This window comes from Intrasporangium flavum (assembly GCF_001956915.1).
GTDB classification, from domain to species: domain Bacteria; phylum Actinomycetota; class Actinomycetes; order Actinomycetales; family Dermatophilaceae; genus Monashia; species Monashia flava.
In genome coordinates this window covers 19279-35286 of the sequence record NZ_MLJO01000006.1, presented here as the reverse complement: position 1 = coordinate 35286, position 16008 = coordinate 19279, and the positions used below count along the sequence as shown (strand labels likewise).

13 protein-coding genes are annotated in these 16008 nt (G+C 74.0%); 8 read left to right on the top strand and 5 right to left on the bottom strand.

Features of this window, described 5'->3' with window-relative positions; translation table 11 throughout:
• Positions 1–34 precede the first annotated feature (34 nt).
• On the top strand, positions 35–655 hold the full coding sequence (locus BIV28_RS05530) for a thymidine kinase (protein WP_083707072.1): 621 nt from the start codon (positions 35–37) through the stop codon (positions 653–655).
• Positions 656–679: 24 nt separating this feature from the next.
• Here BIV28_RS05530 and BIV28_RS05525 read toward each other — a convergent pair whose 3' ends face one another.
• On the bottom strand, positions 680–1267 hold the full coding sequence (locus BIV28_RS05525; RefSeq protein ID WP_076260035.1) for a CGNR zinc finger domain-containing protein: 588 nt from the start codon (positions 1265–1267) through the stop codon (positions 680–682).
• A gap of 74 nt (positions 1268–1341) precedes the next feature.
• On the opposite strand from BIV28_RS05525, the gene BIV28_RS05520 reads away from it, so the two are divergent.
• Complete coding sequence (locus BIV28_RS05520; protein ID WP_076260034.1) at positions 1342–2574, top strand: MFS transporter; 1233 nt, start codon at positions 1342–1344, stop codon at positions 2572–2574.
• Positions 2575–2609: 35 nt separating this feature from the next.
• Here the strand turns inward: BIV28_RS05520 and BIV28_RS05515 are convergent, their stop codons facing one another.
• Positions 2610–2927 (bottom strand): orotate phosphoribosyltransferase, encoded by a 318-nt coding sequence (locus BIV28_RS05515; RefSeq protein ID WP_278247760.1) that lies wholly within the window; start codon positions 2925–2927, stop codon positions 2610–2612.
• A gap of 97 nt (positions 2928–3024) precedes the next feature.
• On the opposite strand from BIV28_RS05515, the gene BIV28_RS05510 reads away from it, so the two are divergent.
• The 6 genes from BIV28_RS05510 (at position 3025) to BIV28_RS05485 (ending at position 9240) form a co-directional block, all read left to right on the top strand.
• Positions 3025–5094 carry a S8 family serine peptidase gene (locus tag BIV28_RS05510; RefSeq protein WP_207555793.1) on the top strand — a complete coding sequence of 690 codons (2070 nt, stop codon included), beginning with the start codon at positions 3025–3027 and terminating at the stop codon, positions 5092–5094.
• An 86-nt stretch (positions 5095–5180) separates the two neighbouring features.
• A complete protein-coding gene (locus BIV28_RS05505) occupies positions 5181–6269 on the top strand; it encodes a hypothetical protein (RefSeq protein WP_207555792.1) in 1089 nt (362 codons plus the stop codon).
• A gap of 67 nt (positions 6270–6336) precedes the next feature.
• On the top strand, positions 6337–7242 hold the full coding sequence (locus tag BIV28_RS05500) for a hypothetical protein (protein ID WP_076260029.1): 906 nt from the start codon (positions 6337–6339) through the stop codon (positions 7240–7242).
• A gap of 14 nt (positions 7243–7256) precedes the next feature.
• Positions 7257–7679, top strand: a complete 423-nt coding sequence (locus BIV28_RS05495; RefSeq protein WP_076260028.1) for a hypothetical protein — start codon at positions 7257–7259, stop codon at positions 7677–7679.
• A gap of 29 nt (positions 7680–7708) precedes the next feature.
• Entirely contained in the window at positions 7709–8659 is a 951-nt protein-coding gene (locus BIV28_RS05490) for a DUF4332 domain-containing protein (protein ID WP_076260026.1), read from the top strand.
• Between the two features lie 161 nt (positions 8660–8820).
• Positions 8821–9240 (top strand): RidA family protein, encoded by a 420-nt coding sequence (locus tag BIV28_RS05485; RefSeq protein ID WP_076260025.1) that lies wholly within the window; start codon positions 8821–8823, stop codon positions 9238–9240.
• Positions 9241–9246: 6 nt separating this feature from the next.
• On the opposite strand, the gene BIV28_RS05480 is transcribed toward BIV28_RS05485, so the two are convergent.
• The 3 genes from BIV28_RS05480 to BIV28_RS05470 all read right to left on the bottom strand — a co-directional run bounded on the left by BIV28_RS05480 (position 9247) and on the right by BIV28_RS05470 (position 15996).
• Positions 9247–12297, bottom strand: a complete 3051-nt coding sequence (locus BIV28_RS05480) for a hypothetical protein (RefSeq protein ID WP_207555791.1) — start codon at positions 12295–12297, stop codon at positions 9247–9249.
• A gap of 253 nt (positions 12298–12550) precedes the next feature.
• Positions 12551–13747 carry a VWA domain-containing protein gene (locus BIV28_RS05475; RefSeq protein WP_076260021.1) on the bottom strand — a complete coding sequence of 399 codons (1197 nt, stop codon included), beginning with the start codon at positions 13745–13747 and terminating at the stop codon, positions 12551–12553.
• Positions 13744–15996 carry a DUF5682 family protein gene (locus BIV28_RS05470; protein ID WP_076260019.1) on the bottom strand — a complete coding sequence of 751 codons (2253 nt, stop codon included), beginning with the start codon at positions 15994–15996 and terminating at the stop codon, positions 13744–13746. Before BIV28_RS05470 ends, BIV28_RS05475 begins: the two co-directional genes overlap by 4 nt.
• Between the last annotated feature and the right edge of the window lie 12 nt (positions 15997–16008).

Genomic DNA, 16008 nt, shown 5'->3' with positions numbered 1-16008 from the left:
GCGCCGTCGGTCCGGGCGGATACCGTTGCCGCCCGTGACCACGATCGACGACGTCAGGCAGGCCGTCCGCACCGCGAGCGAGGTGTCGCTCGACGTCGTCCTCGGGCCGATGAAGTCGGGCAAGAGCCTCGAGCTCATCCGCCTGCTCTCGCCGCTGCAGTACACGCGCGTCAAGCACCGCGTCTACCAGTCGGCACGCCACGTCCGCGACACCGGCGTCACCTCCCGCAGCGGCGGCGTGCTCACGACGACCAAGACGCTCGCCCTCGCCGAGGCCCTCGACGCCGAGCTCGACCTCGTCGCGGTCGACGAGGTGCACATGTTCGACGTCGCCGACATCGAGGTCGTCGACCAGCTGCTGCGCCGGGGCACGCGCGTCGTCGTCGCCGGCATCGACCTCGACCACCGCGGCGAGCTCTTCGCGCCCGTGCGTGCTCTGCTCGAGCTCGGGCCCGACGCCGTCACCTACCGCCGCGCGGTGTGCGACGTGTGCCGCGACTTCAGCGCGACGCACACCCAGGTGCTCCGCGCCGGCGTGCCGTTCCTCGAGCGGCTCGGCACCGGCGAGGCGGGCGGGTCGGAGGCGCTGCCCGACGACGGCACGTTCTCCTACGAGGCCCGCTGCCGCACGTGCTTCGTGCGCCCGCGCGACTGAGGCCGGCTCCGACGCCGTCGCGGGTCAGTCTCCGCGGTGCCGGGCCCGGTGCGCCGCGGCCTTGACCCGGCTCTGGCACCGGGCCGAGCAGAACCGGCGCCCGCCGTTGCGCGAGGTGTCGACGTAGACGCGGTCGCACGCGGGCGCCGCGCACACCCCGAGCCGGCCGGCGAGGTCGGAGCCGAGGGCGACCGCGAGCCCGGCGGCGATGCCGGCGGCCCAGCCGCGGTCGAACGAGTCGTCGGGTCCGTGGAAGTGCAGGCGGTAGGCGCCGGAGGCGTCGCGGTCGAGCTGCGGCCGGGGGGAGGTGGCGTCGACGAGGGCGTTGACGCGTGCCGCGGCGGCGTCGAGGTCGCCGGCGTCGGTCGCCTCGAACACCTCGCGGAGGCGCGGCGCGAGCTCGGCGAGGCGGCCGGTGGCGGCGCGCTCGGGCCGGGGCCGGCGTCCGTCGGCGTCGAGGAGCGCGCCCGTGACGGCCTCGTGGCGCTCGGCGCCCGCGGGGGCGGCGACCGGGTGTCCGCCGTCCTGCCCCGGCGTCAGGGCGTTGACGAGGCCGGCCGCGGCGTCGAGGAGCCGTCCGAGATGACTGTCGAAGTCCACTTGACCAGTCACGCCTCTCGTGGTTGGGTGCGTCGGGTGGTGACCGCTCAACCTTAGGTCACCAGTCATCGTCTCGAGGGAGTCCCATGCCCCGCGCGTTCGCCGTGCTCGTCCTGGCCCGCTGCGTCAACCGCCTCGGCGGCTTCAGCATGGCTTTCCTCGGGGTGCACCTCGGCACCGCCCTCGGCGCCTCGCTCGCCGTCGTCGGCGTCGTGCTCGCGGCCTTCGGCCTCGCGACGATCCCGTCGCGGCTGCTCGGCGGGTACCTCGCCGGACGCTTCGGGGCCGTGCCGACGATGGTCGCCGGCCTCGTCGGGTGCGCCGCCGCCCAGCTCGTGCTCGCCGCGGCACCGACGCTCGGCTGGGCGCTCGTCGGCGCCGTGCTGCTCGGGCTCGCGTTCGAGGTCGTGGAGCCGCCGAGCCAGGCCCTCGTCGCCGACCTCGTCGACCCGGCCGACCTGCCCTCCGCCTATGCGCTCCTCTGGTCGGTGCTGGCCGTCGCCGGGGTGGCGGCGGGCGGGATCGCGGCGGTCGTGGTGCGGGCCGGCATCGCGTGGCTCTTCGTCGTCGACGCGGTCACGTGCCTCGCGTGCGCCCTGCTCGTCGCGCTCCTGCTGCGGGCGCCGGCCGCAGGGGCCGAGGCGTCGGAGCCCACCGGGCGCGGGCCGATGCTCGCGGCCGCGCGCGACCGTGGGCTCCTGCGGCACACGGCCCGGGGCACGGTGTTCGCGACCGCCTACATGGTCGTCGTCTTCGCGCTGCCGCTGTCCGTCGAGGCGCTGCGTCTCGGCCCCTCGACGACCGGGGTGCTGCTCGCGGTCGAGGCGGCGGCCGCGCTCGCCGCGCAGCCGCTCGTGCGCCGGGTGCGCGACCGCGTCCGGGCCGATGCGACGGCGCTGCGCCTCGGGTACGGCGTCGTCGCGGGCGGCCTGGTCGTCGCGGGGCTCGCCGTCGGTTCGGTCGGCTCGCTCGGGACGCCGGGCCTCGAGGCGGTCGTCGTGCTCGGGGTGGGCCTGTCGGTCGTGGCCGTCGGGTCGACGCTCACCCTCGGCCCCCTGCAGGCCGGGGCCGCGCGGCTCGCGCCGGCCTGGGGTCGGGCCGCCCACCTCGCCGTGTTCGGCCTGGCGTGGGGCGTCGCGACGACGGTGGCGCCCGGCGTCGTGTCGACGCTGCTGCCGCACGGCGTCGCGTGGCCGTGGGTGGCCGCGGCGGTGCTCGTCGTGGCGCTCGCCGCCCTGCCGGCGCGCGACGAGCCGGTGCCGGGTGCGCCCACGCCGTCCGGGATGACGACCACGACTCCCGCCCGCGCCACGCGCTGAGCACGCCTGACGCGTCCGTCAGCGGATGGTGGTCGTCATCCGTGACGAGCGGCGTCGAGGTCGGCGCGCGTCAGCACCGACCGCGTCTCGACCCCGACCTCGTGGAGCCGGTTGGCGCCCGGCTCGCTGCGGTCGATGGCGCACACGACGACCCCGACCGACGCGTCGCGCTCGCGCAGCGCCACGGCCGCGTTGCGCACGGCCCCGCCGGTCGTCACGACGTCCTCGACGAGGGTGACGCGCCGCCCGGCCACCGCGGGACCCTCGGCGAGCTTGCGGGTGCCGTACGCCTTGGCCTCCTTGCGCACGAAGATGGCGGGCAGGCCGGTCAGGCCGCTCAGCGCCGTGACGATGGGGATGCCTCCGAGCTCGAGCCGAAGTGGGAGCTCATCCCGGCCATGCTGCCAGCGGGACAGGTATCAGTGCGGACCGCGCGGCCCACTGTCTGGGATGAGCGATGATGTCGTGTTCGTCCATGGCAGCCCCGTGCGGGTGGAGGACGGGGAGTGGCGGCGCGGCGACGGCCCGAGGGTCGTCGTCCGCTTCGGCACCCCGGTCGACGCGCGGCTGCGGTCGGCCCTCGACGCCGCCGGCGTGACCGTCCGGTTCTGGTGCCCGCCCTCGGGCGCGTGCGTCGACCTGCCCGACGCGTCCGGCCCGCTCGAGGATGCCGTGCCCGGAGCGGTGGGCGCGGTGCCTTACGACGCGGCGGCCTGCGCCCGCGAGGTCGTGCCCCCGTCGGTCGTGGGGCGCGACGTCGTCGACGTCGTCGTCTTCGCGCGGGCCGAGCGCGACACCGTCGCCCGACGCCTCCGCCGGGCCGGGCACACCGTCCTCGCGCAGGAGCGGAGCAAGCTGCGGGTGCGCCTCGCACCGGGCACGACGCCGGGCGACCTCGCCGGCGTCGTCGGGGTCAAGCTCGTCACGACGCCGCGGCTGCCGCACGTGCTCGACGACCCGCTCGACGCCGCGGTCGGCGCGGCGGTGCCGCGCCACGACGGCCTCGACGGCACCGGCGTCGTCGTCGGCGTCGTCGACACCGGCCTCGACTCCGGGCGCCTGGACGACCTGCACCCCGACCTGCGAGGGCGCGTCGCGAGCCTCGTCAGCCGCCCGATCGACGCCAGCTGGGACGCCGTCGCCGTGCACCCGGGTGCCGACGACGGGGCGGCCGACACCAACCGCGGCCACGGCACCTTCGTCACCGGTACGGTCGTCGGCACGGGCGCCGCGAGCCAGGGCGCCAAGCACGGCGTCGCGCCCGGGGCGAGCGTCGTGGTGCAGGCCATCGAGCAGTACGTCGACGCCAAACCGTTGCAGGAGAACGCCTTTCCCGACGGCTATTACCTCGCGGGCCGGCCGCTCGACCTGCGCGACCTCTTCGAGTCCGCCGCCGGGCGTGGCGCGCGGATCCACGTCAACGCCTGGGGCGACGCCGTCGCGGGCGCGTACACCGACGACGCGCACGAGGTCGACCTCTTCCTCGCCGAGCACCCCGAGCACCTGGTCCTCTACGCGTCGGGCAACCTCGGCTCCGACCCCGACGGCGACCGCGCCCCCGACGGCACGACCGTCTACTCGCCCGCCTGCGCCAAGAACGTCCTCGCCGTCGGCGCGACCGAGGGGCCGACCGTCGGCGTCGGGGAGCGTCGGGGCTGGGCCGCGTTCGAGAACGCGTCGCGTCGGTACCCCAACCCCGCCGACCGCGTCGACCCGGTCAGCGGCGAGCCCGACCGCATCGCCCTGCTCACCTCCACCGGACCGACGCCCGACGGGCGCCGCAAACCCGACCTCTGCGCGCCGGGCACCAACCTCGTGGGGCTGCGCAGCCTCGTGTCGCCGGACGTCGGCAACGGCATCGCGTCACCGCAGCCGTACTACTGCTACCGGTCGGGCACCTCGATCGCCGTGGGCGTCCTCGGTGGGGGTGCGGCGCTCGTGCTGCAGGGCTGGCGGCTCGCACGCCGTCGCCCGACCGGCTTGGGGCTCAAGGCGATTCTCATGATGGGCGCGGCGCCGGTGCTGCGACGCGGAGGCACGAGCGGGCAGCGCGAGGACCCGCAGGTGTGCGGGTGGGGGCGGCTCGACGTCGCCGGCTCGCTGCCCTCGGGGCCCGACCACGTCGCGTGGCTCCTCGACGCCGCGGACGACGCCGTCGACACCGGCGGCCGGCGCGGCTGGACGCTGCGCGTGCCGCCCGGCGGCGGTCCCGTGCGCGTGGCCCTCGCCTGGTACGACGCGCCCGACCCGCGCCTCGTCGACGACCTCGACCTCGTCGTCGCCACCCCCGAGGGCACCACGTGGTGGGGCAACCACCCCGAGGGTGCCCCCGGCCGGCCCGACACTCTCCACACGGTCGAGGTCGTCGACCTGCCGTCGGCGCCCGGCGGGCTGCTCCGCGTCGAGGTCGCCGGCAGCCGCGTCATGACCGGCCCGCGACGCTTCGCGCTGGCCGTGCGTGCGCCGCGCGGCAGCCGGCTGCGTCGCACATCGGGACGTATCACCCCCACGCCGTCCTGACTCTGACCGGCATCGGGGGCACGGGTCCGCCCCCGTGACGGTCTGCCGAGGCAGACCGGCCACGCAGAGAAGTCAGGAGCCACATCATGGCTGACACCAAGACTGCGTCCCGCGCCCGCCGGTCCTCGGCACGTCGTCCCGCGACGGCGTCCAGGGCGGCGAGCGCGGTGGCGCCCACCGACGGCGCGAACGGCTCGAACGGGTCGAGCTCGCGGGCCGTCACCCGACGGGCGACGCGTCCCGTGGGCGGGGTCGCGCTCGACGACACCGTGCCCGCCGGGGCCGCGACGACGCCCGCCGAGCTCGGCGCCGACGTCACCGACGAGCTCGGACGCGTCGCACCGACGTTCGGCAACGTCCTGTCCTCGATCGGCCTCGGCGTCGCGACGTCGCAGACCGCGCTCGACAAGGGGCTCGTCGACAGCGTCCAGGCCTTGTCGGACAAGAAGATCAAGGTCGTCACCGACGTCATCCAGACGCTCGACGACGACGGCCTGCCCGACCTCGACGCCACCGAGCTCGTCACCTCCGAGGTGTCGGTTCTCAACTTCATCACCCCGACGGTGCACGAGTGGAAGTACGTGCGCCTCGCGATGGACCTCGAGGTCGGCGAGATCGACAACACGCAGGCCATGACGTTCAAGCGCGAGCAGGTCTCGATCGGCTACAACGCCGTGGGGATGTTCTGGGGCTTCCTCGGCTGGTTCGACACCCACGACACGTCGAAGACGACGAACGTCACCTCGAGCTCGGAGCAGGAGGTCGACTGGTCGCAGGGGCAGGTCCGCGTCGACGCGCTCCTCGCGCCGCGCGAGGCCGACGGGTTCACGCCGCCGGCCAACGTCGACATCGGCCCGCGCCTCTACTTCTCGCAGGGTTCGGTCACCGACACCACGGCCGCCGGCGTGCGGACGCGGTCGGTCAAGGTCCGCGTCAAGGTGCTCAAGGCCTCCGGCGCCGTCAACCCGGCCAAGAACCTCGTCGTCGAGGCGACCGGCCTCGGCATCAGCTTCACGACGGGTGGCGGGTTCAACGGCAGCACGACCAACACCGACGGCGAGGTCGAGGTCACCCTCTCGCGCGTCGTCCCGGTCGCGGCCACCGTGACGCCCCGCCAGTTCCCGGTCACCGCCTCGCTGGGGCAGGTCCGCCAGAGCAGCCAGGTCACGCTCTGACGCGTCGCGCCGGAGCCCACCCACCACCGCGCGACATCCGCGTCTTCAGCGATTTCAAGGAGCAACCATGACCATCACACCGGTCGGGGCCGGAACGGCCTCGCTCGACATCCCCAACTCCGACGTCAGCGACGAGCTCGCCCGCGCCGGAACCTCTTTCGGTGACCTCGTCGCCGGCGTCGGCCAGGCCGTCGCGACGACGCAGCGCAAGCTCAACGACACCGCCGTCACGACGACGACCGCCCTCGCCGAGACCACCGTCGACATCCTCGCGGTCCAGGAGACCGTGTACGACGACGACGGCAACATCGACGAGTCGGTGTCGCACGAGCAGCGCCTGCCGCTCATCACCTTCATCGACCCGGTGCTCTACCAGTGGAGCCAGGTGCGCCTGCAGGGCAGCTTCGTGGCGAGCGAGCTGTCGGCGGGGTCGTCGAGCACGACGACGACCACGACCGACAGCGAGGGCTCGAGCCAGGGCGGCCTCTTCGTCATCCTCGGCGGCGGCCGCACCTACCTGGACTACGACCGGACGACGACCTCGGGCACGAGCAACGTGACCTCCGACGTCTCCCGCGGCCGCATCCGGATGTACTCCGAGCTGACGCCGCGGCACGACATCGGGGTGCCGAAGCCGCGCCAGGCAGTGCAGGGGCCGCGCCTCGCGGTCAGCGCCGGCGAGATCATCGACATCCCGGCGGCCGGCGGCACGCCCGCCCAGCGGACGATGCAGGTGACGGTCGAGTACTTCCGTCGCGACAGCACGCCCATCGCCGGCAAGACGATCTCGATCGAGACCTCCGGCGTGCCGTTCGAGTACGTCGGAGGGGTCGACCAGACCGACGCGGACGGCACGGTGGAGATCCTGCTGCGGCGGACCTTCCTCGACGAGACGGCGGACCGCTCGCCGGTCGAGTCGATCGTGTCGGCCCGCATCGGCATCGTCTCCAACGACACGACCGTCGTCTTCTGACGGCCGCGACCGCCATGGGCAGCACCAGCCCGGCCGCGGAGCTCGGCGACCTCGTCGCCGGGCTCCTCGGCGCGGTCGTGTCGGCGCAGTCGACGATCGACGCCGACGCGCAGGCCCGCACCGACGCCTGGCTCAACGACGCGCCCGGCGACGTGCCGGTCCCGCCGCCGCTGTGGTTCACCGTGGGCTCGACGGCCCTCGAGGTGCAGCTCGCGGCCCGGGTCTCGGCGACGGTGCCCGGGCGGCCGAGCCTGCTCGTGCGCACGGCCAGCCCGGTCGACGCCGCGCTGCTGGGTTACGACGCCTCGACGCAGGTGCGCCTCCGCGTCGTCATGGACGCCCGGCCGCGCAGCGCCCTCCCGGCCGACTCACCCGATCCGGCCGACTCAGCCGATCCGCCTGACCCGGCCGGCCCTCCCGCCGGACCCACCCCCTGAACGCTCTCACCCCGTGGAGGACGATCCTCATGACCGACCACATCACGCTGCCGCCCGGCTCGGCGACCCACCTCGGCACCGCCACCTCGGGCGGTCTGTCCGGGTCGCTGTCCGGTGCGGTGCTCTCCGGGGCCGTGCTGCGCCCGAGCACCGCCGTCATCCGCAACGACGGAGTGCTCGGCATCTTCCGCCCGGTCGACTCGGTCGAGGACGACAGCGACCGCAAGCTCGTCGAGGACCTCGCCGCCGAGGTGGCGCGCCTGCAGAAGGAGAACGACGCCCTGCGCTCGCAGGTCGCCGCGCTGCAGGGTGAGGGCCGCCACTACGACGAGCTCGGCACGGCCATCGCCAACGCCACCGACCAGCTGCAGCGGCAGCTGTCGGAGTCCGCCAACGGCGTCACCCGCTTCGCGCTGCGCGAGGTGCAGCTCGACACCAAGGTCAGCCTCGACCTCGACGAGCTCGGCAACCTGCGCTACCGCTTCCCGACGCCGGGCGCGCCGGAGGACGCGTCGGTCGGCCGGCTGGCCATGACCATCGTGCCGATCCCCGTCGAGAACGCCGAGGCGGCCTCGTTGCTGCGCCCGTCGGTGCCGCTCGAGGCGCTCCCCTCGGTCGACGCCACCGGTCGCAAGGCGCTCGCCGCCGCGGGGCTGTTCCGCGCCGGCGACCTCGTCAGCGTCGGCTCGCGGGCGCGCGTCGCCACCGAGCTGCAACGCCTGCTCGGCGTCGACCGGGCCACGCTGCGCACCTGGGTCAGCGAGGCCGAGCTCGTGACGTTGCCCGAGGCCACCGGCAAGCACGTGACCGTGCTGCGCGCGGCCGGCTACGACTCGCTCGCTGCCGTCGGCACCGCACCGGTCGAGGACCTCGTGGCCCGCTTCGACAAGGCCGCCGGCTCCGTGCCCGGCGCCAAGCCGCTCGACCCCGCCCTCGCCGAGCGCTGGGTCTCCGCGGCCGCTGCGGCCCGTCGCCCCTGACGACGCGGCGCCGTCGCCCGGCGACGTGTCACGGATGACGACCACCATCGCCCGACGCGTCGGGCGCCGAGCACGTCGCGGGCCGGCGCACGCTCGTGTTGGTCGTCATCCTGAACGCAGCGCACCGGAGTCCGCCCCGGGCGGGGCGTTAGGTTCGGGTCATGACCGCACCCGACAGCGTCGTCCGGCTCGTCCGGTCGACCTCGCTCACCGACATCGCTCCGTACGCGTACGCGGCGACGACGGACGGGCCGGCCCGCCTCGTCTTCGCGGCCGGCGCATGCCCGCTCGACGCCGCGGGGGCCACGGTGGCGCCCGGCGACATCGAGGCCCAGGCGCGGCACTGCATCGCGAACCTCGTCACCGCCCTCGCCGAGGCCGGCGCCCGCCTGAGCGACGTCGTCTACACGCGTGTCCTCGTCGCGACGACCGTGCGCGAGGACCTCGTCTCCGCCTGGATGGTCGTGCACGACGCGTTCGGCGAGCACGAGGTGCCGAGCACGCTGCACGGCGTCACGGTGCTCGGCTATGCCGACCAGCTCGTCGAGATCGAGGCCATGGCGGCGCTTCCCGCCGACTGACCTCGCTCAGTACCTCCGGGACGTGATGGCGTCGATGCGCACCGGAGCGGACGTCGTCGAGATGACCCGCACCGTGGCGCCGGTGAAGAGGATTCCGCGAAGCACGAGCGTCTGGCGGCTCCACGTCGAGGCGGACAGGGAGTAGCGGCCGAAGACGTGGTTGTTCGCGCGGACCTCGACGGTGCCCTGCCCCGGCCCCTTGAGGACGGTCAGGTGCACCTCGTCACCGGACAGGCCGGCGCGGTAGGCGACCGCGCCCTTGGCGTTGAGGCGGGTGATCGTCCCGTTGACCGCGAGCGAGCTGGTGATCCGGCTGGCACTGCCGGTGGTGGACATGGCCCGGTCGTCGAGCGGCACGATGGTGCACCGCTGGCTCGTCCACGCCGTGGTGTTGCCGATGACGTCCCGGGCTCGGACCGCGAAGCACACCTGGCCGCCGGGAGGGACGGACAGGCTCGCCTGCGTGGCGGTCGTGCCCTGCCAGTAGGACGCGTAGCGCCACCCGCCCATCAGCTGGCCCGGCGCGGCGTACCGGTAGGCCACGTCGTAGCTCTTGACGCCGAGGTTGTCGGTGGCCCGGTAGGCGAACGTGACCTTCGTCGTCGTGGCGCTCGTGCGGAGCAGCGGCCCGGCGCTCGCCGAGGTGATCGTGGGAGCGGTGCCGTCGGGTGAGGAGCATCGGCTCGCCGACCAGGCCGACAGCCGTCCCGCCTTGTCACGGGCCCGGACCTGCACGCAGACGTCCTCCCCCTTCCGCGCGGTGAGGCCGGTGGACGTCGCTGCTGTCGCCTGCCGGTCGGAGCTGTAGACCCAGGCGCCGTAGGCGCCACCGACCGTGGACGCGCTCTGCATCCGGACGTCGTAGGAGGCGACGCCGGTGCCGGGCACTCCCGCCGCCTCCGCCGGATCGGTGAAGGACCAGCTCCACCGGAGGCTCGTCGTCGACGCGACTCGGGGACTGGACGTGAACGAGGTGAGCGACGGGGCGTGCCCGTCGGCGAGGGTGCAGCGGGCCGTCGACCAGGCACTGGTGTTGCCGGACCGGTCGCGGGCTCTGACTGAGAAGCAGGTGTCAATCCCTGGAGCAGGCGTGAGGGCGGCCGCGATGGACGACGTGGCCTGCAGGTGCGGCGGTTGAGTCCACGCCCCGTACGGACCACCGAGCGGGCCCTGCTGATAACGCACGTCGTAGTCCCTGACCCCACTTGGCCGCTCCGCCGGGTCGCCTGTCGTGTCGGTGAAGGTCCACGTGGCCGAGACCCCGGGACCGCTCACTCGCGGGCTCGTGGTGAAGTGCGCGAGGGTGGGTGCCACGGTGTCGAGCGATGTCGTGGGCGCATCGGTGAGCCACGCGAGCTCGACGACGCGCAGCTGACTGCCGTTGTCGACGTACGCGAGTCGGGCGCCGCCGGACTCGTCCGCGGCCGCCGCGGGGAGAGACCGCGTTTCCAGGGCGAGTGGACCGTAGGTTCGCTCCGCGCCCCCGGGAGCCAGGTCGCGCACGCGCAGGACCGCAGACCGCGTACCGGACGCATCCGTCCGGATCTCGCGGAATCCGACGAAGCCGTTGCCCATGACATCCGGGAACGGGAGGTGCTGGTCCACCAGGACGCCCTGGAGGTCGGTGACCACCACCTCCGTCTGCGGACCGCACCACAGGAATGCCCAGCGGCCCTGGACGTCGAGCAGCGAGCTGCACGACGGGTCGACGGGAATGGTCCGACGTGTCGCCCCGGTCAGCAGATCGGCTTCTTCGATCGCATTGTTCGAGGGTCCTCTCCACAGGGTCGCTCCGCTGACAAGCGCGCCCGTCGTACTGCTGGCGAGCTGGTCACCGGTGCGCGCGTCTTCGACGATCGTGGAGGTCGAGGTATGACGCACGATCGCCCGACCGCCGTGGCCAACCTGGGGTTCCGTAGTGCTGAGGACCATTCGTTCTCCACCGGGCCACGTAACGCGATAGAGCTGCCGCCCGCTCACTGCGGTGATGGCGACGTCACCCGATGTGCTGATGAGGCCGCCTTGGAAAGAGGGCGAATCGGGCGAGGATCGGTCCTCCCAGGTCCCGGAGCCGTCGGCCGCCGTCGCGCGGGTAGGGCCGGAGCCACCCGCCCGACCGAAGGCGTTGAAGTCGGCCGTCAGACGGGTTCCTGAGAGTACCCACGACGCAGCGTCCAGCGGTGGGCCAGTGAGGGTGCCGACCCGACGCGGCGTCGACGTGGCGCTGTCGACCACGAGGACGGCACCGCTGGTGGGGGACTCCGTCGCCACGACGATCGCCTGGCCCGGCCCGGCCTGGCCGGGCAGGGCATGGGGCAGGTGCGTGACGATCGGCGCGCCAGCAAGACCAGTGGCCGGGTCGAAGGGCACGAGCGACCCCTCGTCCGTGAGGATGTCCCAGGAGTACACGGCCAGACCGTCGCCGACGGCAACCCATCCCCGCGTATCCAAGGGCGCCCAGATCTGCACCGTTCCGCCGGCCGACCCGTCATAGGCCGACCAGTTGAGCCACTCGGCCTGGTCGTGCGCGGTCCAGTAGATGCGGTCGCGCTGGAAGACGACCTGGTCGATGGTCTGCCCGGGCTTGCTCGGCAGACTGGTCACCACTCCGGAGGAGAGGTTCACAGTGAACAAGGCGTTGTCGAACGTTCCGCGGAGCACGAGCAGGTCGCCGGTGCTGCCCAGGGCGCTCGACACGTGGTCCAGGGGGCGCACGACATCCGAGCCGTCAGGACGGTGGACGTGCAGTTCGACGCAGGGGTCCCCGCAGGTGACGATCCTGCTGGCCGAGGCGCTCATGACGCTGTGGCCCGGCGCTGGGTCGAATGTCCAACGGAGTGCATCGGACTCGACGTCGCGGACCGTGACTCGTCGGCTGCTGGAGCTGTAGTCCGTGGTCACGTACGAGGGGCCGTCGAAGGTCAGGCCCCCGACCTCCTCGACCGTCCGGACGACACTGTTGTCCGACATCCGCCGGATGCGCGAGGCCGACGGAGCGTAGGTGTCGCGAGTTGGATCCAGGTAGTAGTCGATGCCCCCCACGAGCGGGCCGGTCACGGGCTGGCCCGGAAAGGCCGGAAGCCGGACTCCCTCTGTCACATCGGGCCCGGCTCCCGTGGCGAGCGCCGACGGAGCAGCGGGGGCCGTCAGTACAGCCGTGGTCATCAGGACCGCCGTGACGGCGGCACGCAGGACGCGCATGTCGTTCCCCAAACCCTTGCGGGCCCCCCTGTCGTACGCCCGTCCGGGCGCCATCGTAGGCGCGATTCGCACCTTTCGTGGCGGCCTGGCGAAAGCGATGAGCGGTCCGTCAGGCGGGTGGGTCGGGCTCGTGGGTCGTGACGATGTCGTTGGCGGCGGCCCACGCGGTGATGTCGCGCTTCTCGATCGCCGTGGCCATGAGCTCGGGGAACCGGTCGGGGGTGCAGGCGAACGCCGGGACGCCGACGGCCGCGAGGGCCGCGGCGTGCTCGGCGTCGAAGCTCGGGCTGCCGGAGTCGCTGAGCGCGAGCAGGGCCACCATCGTGGCGCCCGAGGCGACGATCGAGGACGCGCGGCGCACCATCTCCTCGGCGATGCCGCCCTCGTAGAGGTCGCTGATGAGGACGAGGACGGTGTCGGCCGGCTGCTCGATGAGCGACTCGCAGTAGGCCAGGGCGCGGTTGATGTCGGTGCCGCCGCCGAGCTGGACGCCGAAGAGCACGTCGACGGGGTCGTCGAGCTCGTCGGTGAGGTCGACGACCTGGGTGTCGAAGACGACGAGGCGCGTCTCGACCGACCGCAGCGAGGCGAGCACCGCGCCGAACACGCTCGAGTAGACGACCGACTCGGCCATCGAGCCGGACTGGTCGATGCAGAGGATGATCTGCCGCTCGACGCGGTGCGCCCGACGCGCGTACCCGACGAGCCGCTCGGGCACGACGGTGCGCAGGTCGGGCTGGTAGTGCCGCAGGTTGGCCGCGATGGTGCGGTTCCAGTCGATGTCGGAGTGCCGTGGGCGGCGGGTGCGGGCCGCCCGGTTGAGCGCCCCGGTGACGGCCTCGACGGTGCGCTGGCGCAGCCGCTCCTCGAGCTCGTCGGTGACGGTGCGCACGACGGCACGGGCGGTGGCTCGCGACCGTTCGGGGATGACGCGGCCGAGCCCGACGAGCGTCGACACGAGGTTGATGTCGGGCTGCACCGCCTCCATGAGCTCGGGCTCGAGGAGCAGCTGGGTCAGGCCGAGCCGGTCCATGGCGTCGGCCTGCATGACCTGCACGACCGACGAGGGGAAGTAGCCGCGGATGTCGCCGAGCCACCGCGCGACGCGGGGTGCCGACGCGCCGAGCCCGCCCCTGCGCTGCCCGTCGTAGAGCTCGCGCAGGGCCTCGTCGCGCTTGACGTCGTCGGCGTCGAGCGACGCGTCCTCGCCGATGCCGTCGGCGTCCTCGCCGCCGAGGACCAGACGCCACCGCGTCAGCCGGTCCCGACGCGTCGGGGAGGCTTCGGGCTCAGGGTGTTCGGTCATCGCACGCCTCCGGTCTCGAGCCCGAGCAGGCGGGCGACGGTGGCCACGGCGGGCGCAGCGCGCTCGAGGTCGACCGACGCCGCCGCGTCCGCCCCCGGTGCGCGGGCGCCGCTGCCGAGCGCCCGCAGGTGCTGGCCGATGAGCCGGCGCTCGGCGTTCTCGTACCGCGAGAAGGTGCGCCGCACGAGCGGCAGGAGGTCTTCGAAGACGGCATCCGGCGCACCGGTGAGCCACTCGTCGATGATGGCGAGCAGCGCGTCGTCGGTGACGAGGAGCAGCGCCTCGCCGGTGAGGAACCCGTCGACCCAGGCCGCGGCCGCCGGGGCGCTCGCGCCCGTCGAGAGGCGCCGGCCCAGACGACCCGCGGCCTCGTCGCGCTCGAGGAGGCCGGCATCGAGCAGCAACCGGTTGGCCCGCCCGGCCACGGCGCCGTGGAGGTTCTCGTCGGCGGCGACGGAGGCGAGGGCGCGCTGCCACGGCTCGCGCAGGTCGGGCAGGTCGAGCAGGGCGACGCCGCGGTCGGCCGACTCGAGGGAGGCGCGCATCGCGGCGGCCGCGTCGTCGTCGAGCGAGGCGCTCGCGGCGCGCAGCCCGACCGACGCCCGCACGACGACGGTGCGCAGGACGTGCTCCACCTCGCCGACGTCGACCCCGCGCACGTCGCCGTAGCGGCACGTGCGGGCCAGGGGTTCGACGGTGTCGAGCAGGGCCCGTGTGTCGTGCTGGCGCGCCGTGCGGTCGGCCAGGGCGGTGACGACGGCACGGAGGGCGTCGGGCAGCTCGGCCAGGAGGCACTGCTCGATGAGGCTGCCGAGGCGGCCGAGGTCGTCGGCGGTGCCGGCCTCGTCGGCGACCTTGACCTCGGCCGCGCTCTGCACGGTGTTGCCCCAGAGGCTCGCCTCGACGACCGAGACCGCGAGCTCGGGATCCCACTCCAGCTGCCAGGCCTCCTTGAAGGTGCCGGTGGAGCGGCCGGCGTCGACCTGCTCGCCCCACGGCACGCCGAGCAGGCGCAGCCGGTGCAGCAGCACAGAGCGGGCCAGCTGGGCCTCGCGCCGCAGGTCGAGCTGCACGGTGGTCACCGACGCGGACGGCTTGAGCCGCAACGACTTCTGCTGCCGGGTGAGGTCGGCGGCGAGCGGCACCATCGGCGTCGAGTCGGGCACCCGGCCGAGCAGCTCGCCCACCACGATGCGCCGGTCGACGAGCCGCAGCGGCAGGTCGGAGCCGTCGGTGAGCACCGCCTGCGCCGCGTCGGTCAGCTCGGCGAGGCCCACCGACGGCCGCCCGCGGACGGCGGCCAGCGCGTCGGCCAGGCGGGTGGCCTCGACGACGGCTGCGGTGGAGGTGTCGAGGTCCTCCTCGCGCAGCGCCCGCGCGACGCGGACGAACCACGACGGCACGACGTCGTCGTCGGGCGTGACGAAGAGGTGCTGGTACCAGCCGGGGGAGCGGACGCCGGCGCCGTAGCCGCTCGCGTACGCGAGGCGCGCGGCGGTCCACGGCGCCCACGTGGCGGCCACCTTGACCTTGGGCAGCTTCGCGAGCAGGGCGTTGTCGCGGCTGGCGGGCGGGAACGTGTCGGGGTCGAGCACCGGCGCGTGGAAGGCGCCGCAGACGACGGCGACGCGCTCACGACCTGCCTTGACCTCGGCGCGGATCACCTTGCGCATGAACGCTTCCCGACGCGCGTCGTCGCCGACCGTCGTGTCGCCGCGGACCCCGCGCATCGCCTCGAGCAGGAACCGGAAGTGCTCGAGCGAGGAGGTGCGCCGGTGCTCGACGGCGTCCTCCCACCAGCGCTCGGGGTCGTCGTAGCCGGCGGCGCGCGCCAGCGTCGAGATCGGGTCGACGCGCTCGCGCACGACGCCCTGGGACGCACCGTCGGGCTCGGGCTCGGGCTCGGGCTCGGGGGCGTCAGGCGCCGGCGCGTCGGCGAGGAAGTGCGCGGCCGGCAGGTCGGCGAACCGCACCGCGACGCCGCGCGCCACCGCCCACTGCAGCGCCACCCACTCCGGCGAGAAGACGGCGAAGGGGTAGAACGCCGCGCGCCGCGGGTTGACGACGGCGTAGACGAGGCCGGCCACCGGAGGCACGAGCTCGGGGTCGGCGACGAGGGGCACGAGCGCGTCGAGCTCGGGCGGCCCCTCGATGACGACGGAGTCGGGCTCGAGCTCGTCGAGGGCGCGCGCCACCGACCGGGCCGACCCGGGCCCGTGGTGGCGGATGCCGAGCACCTCGACGGTCATGCGCAGCGGCCC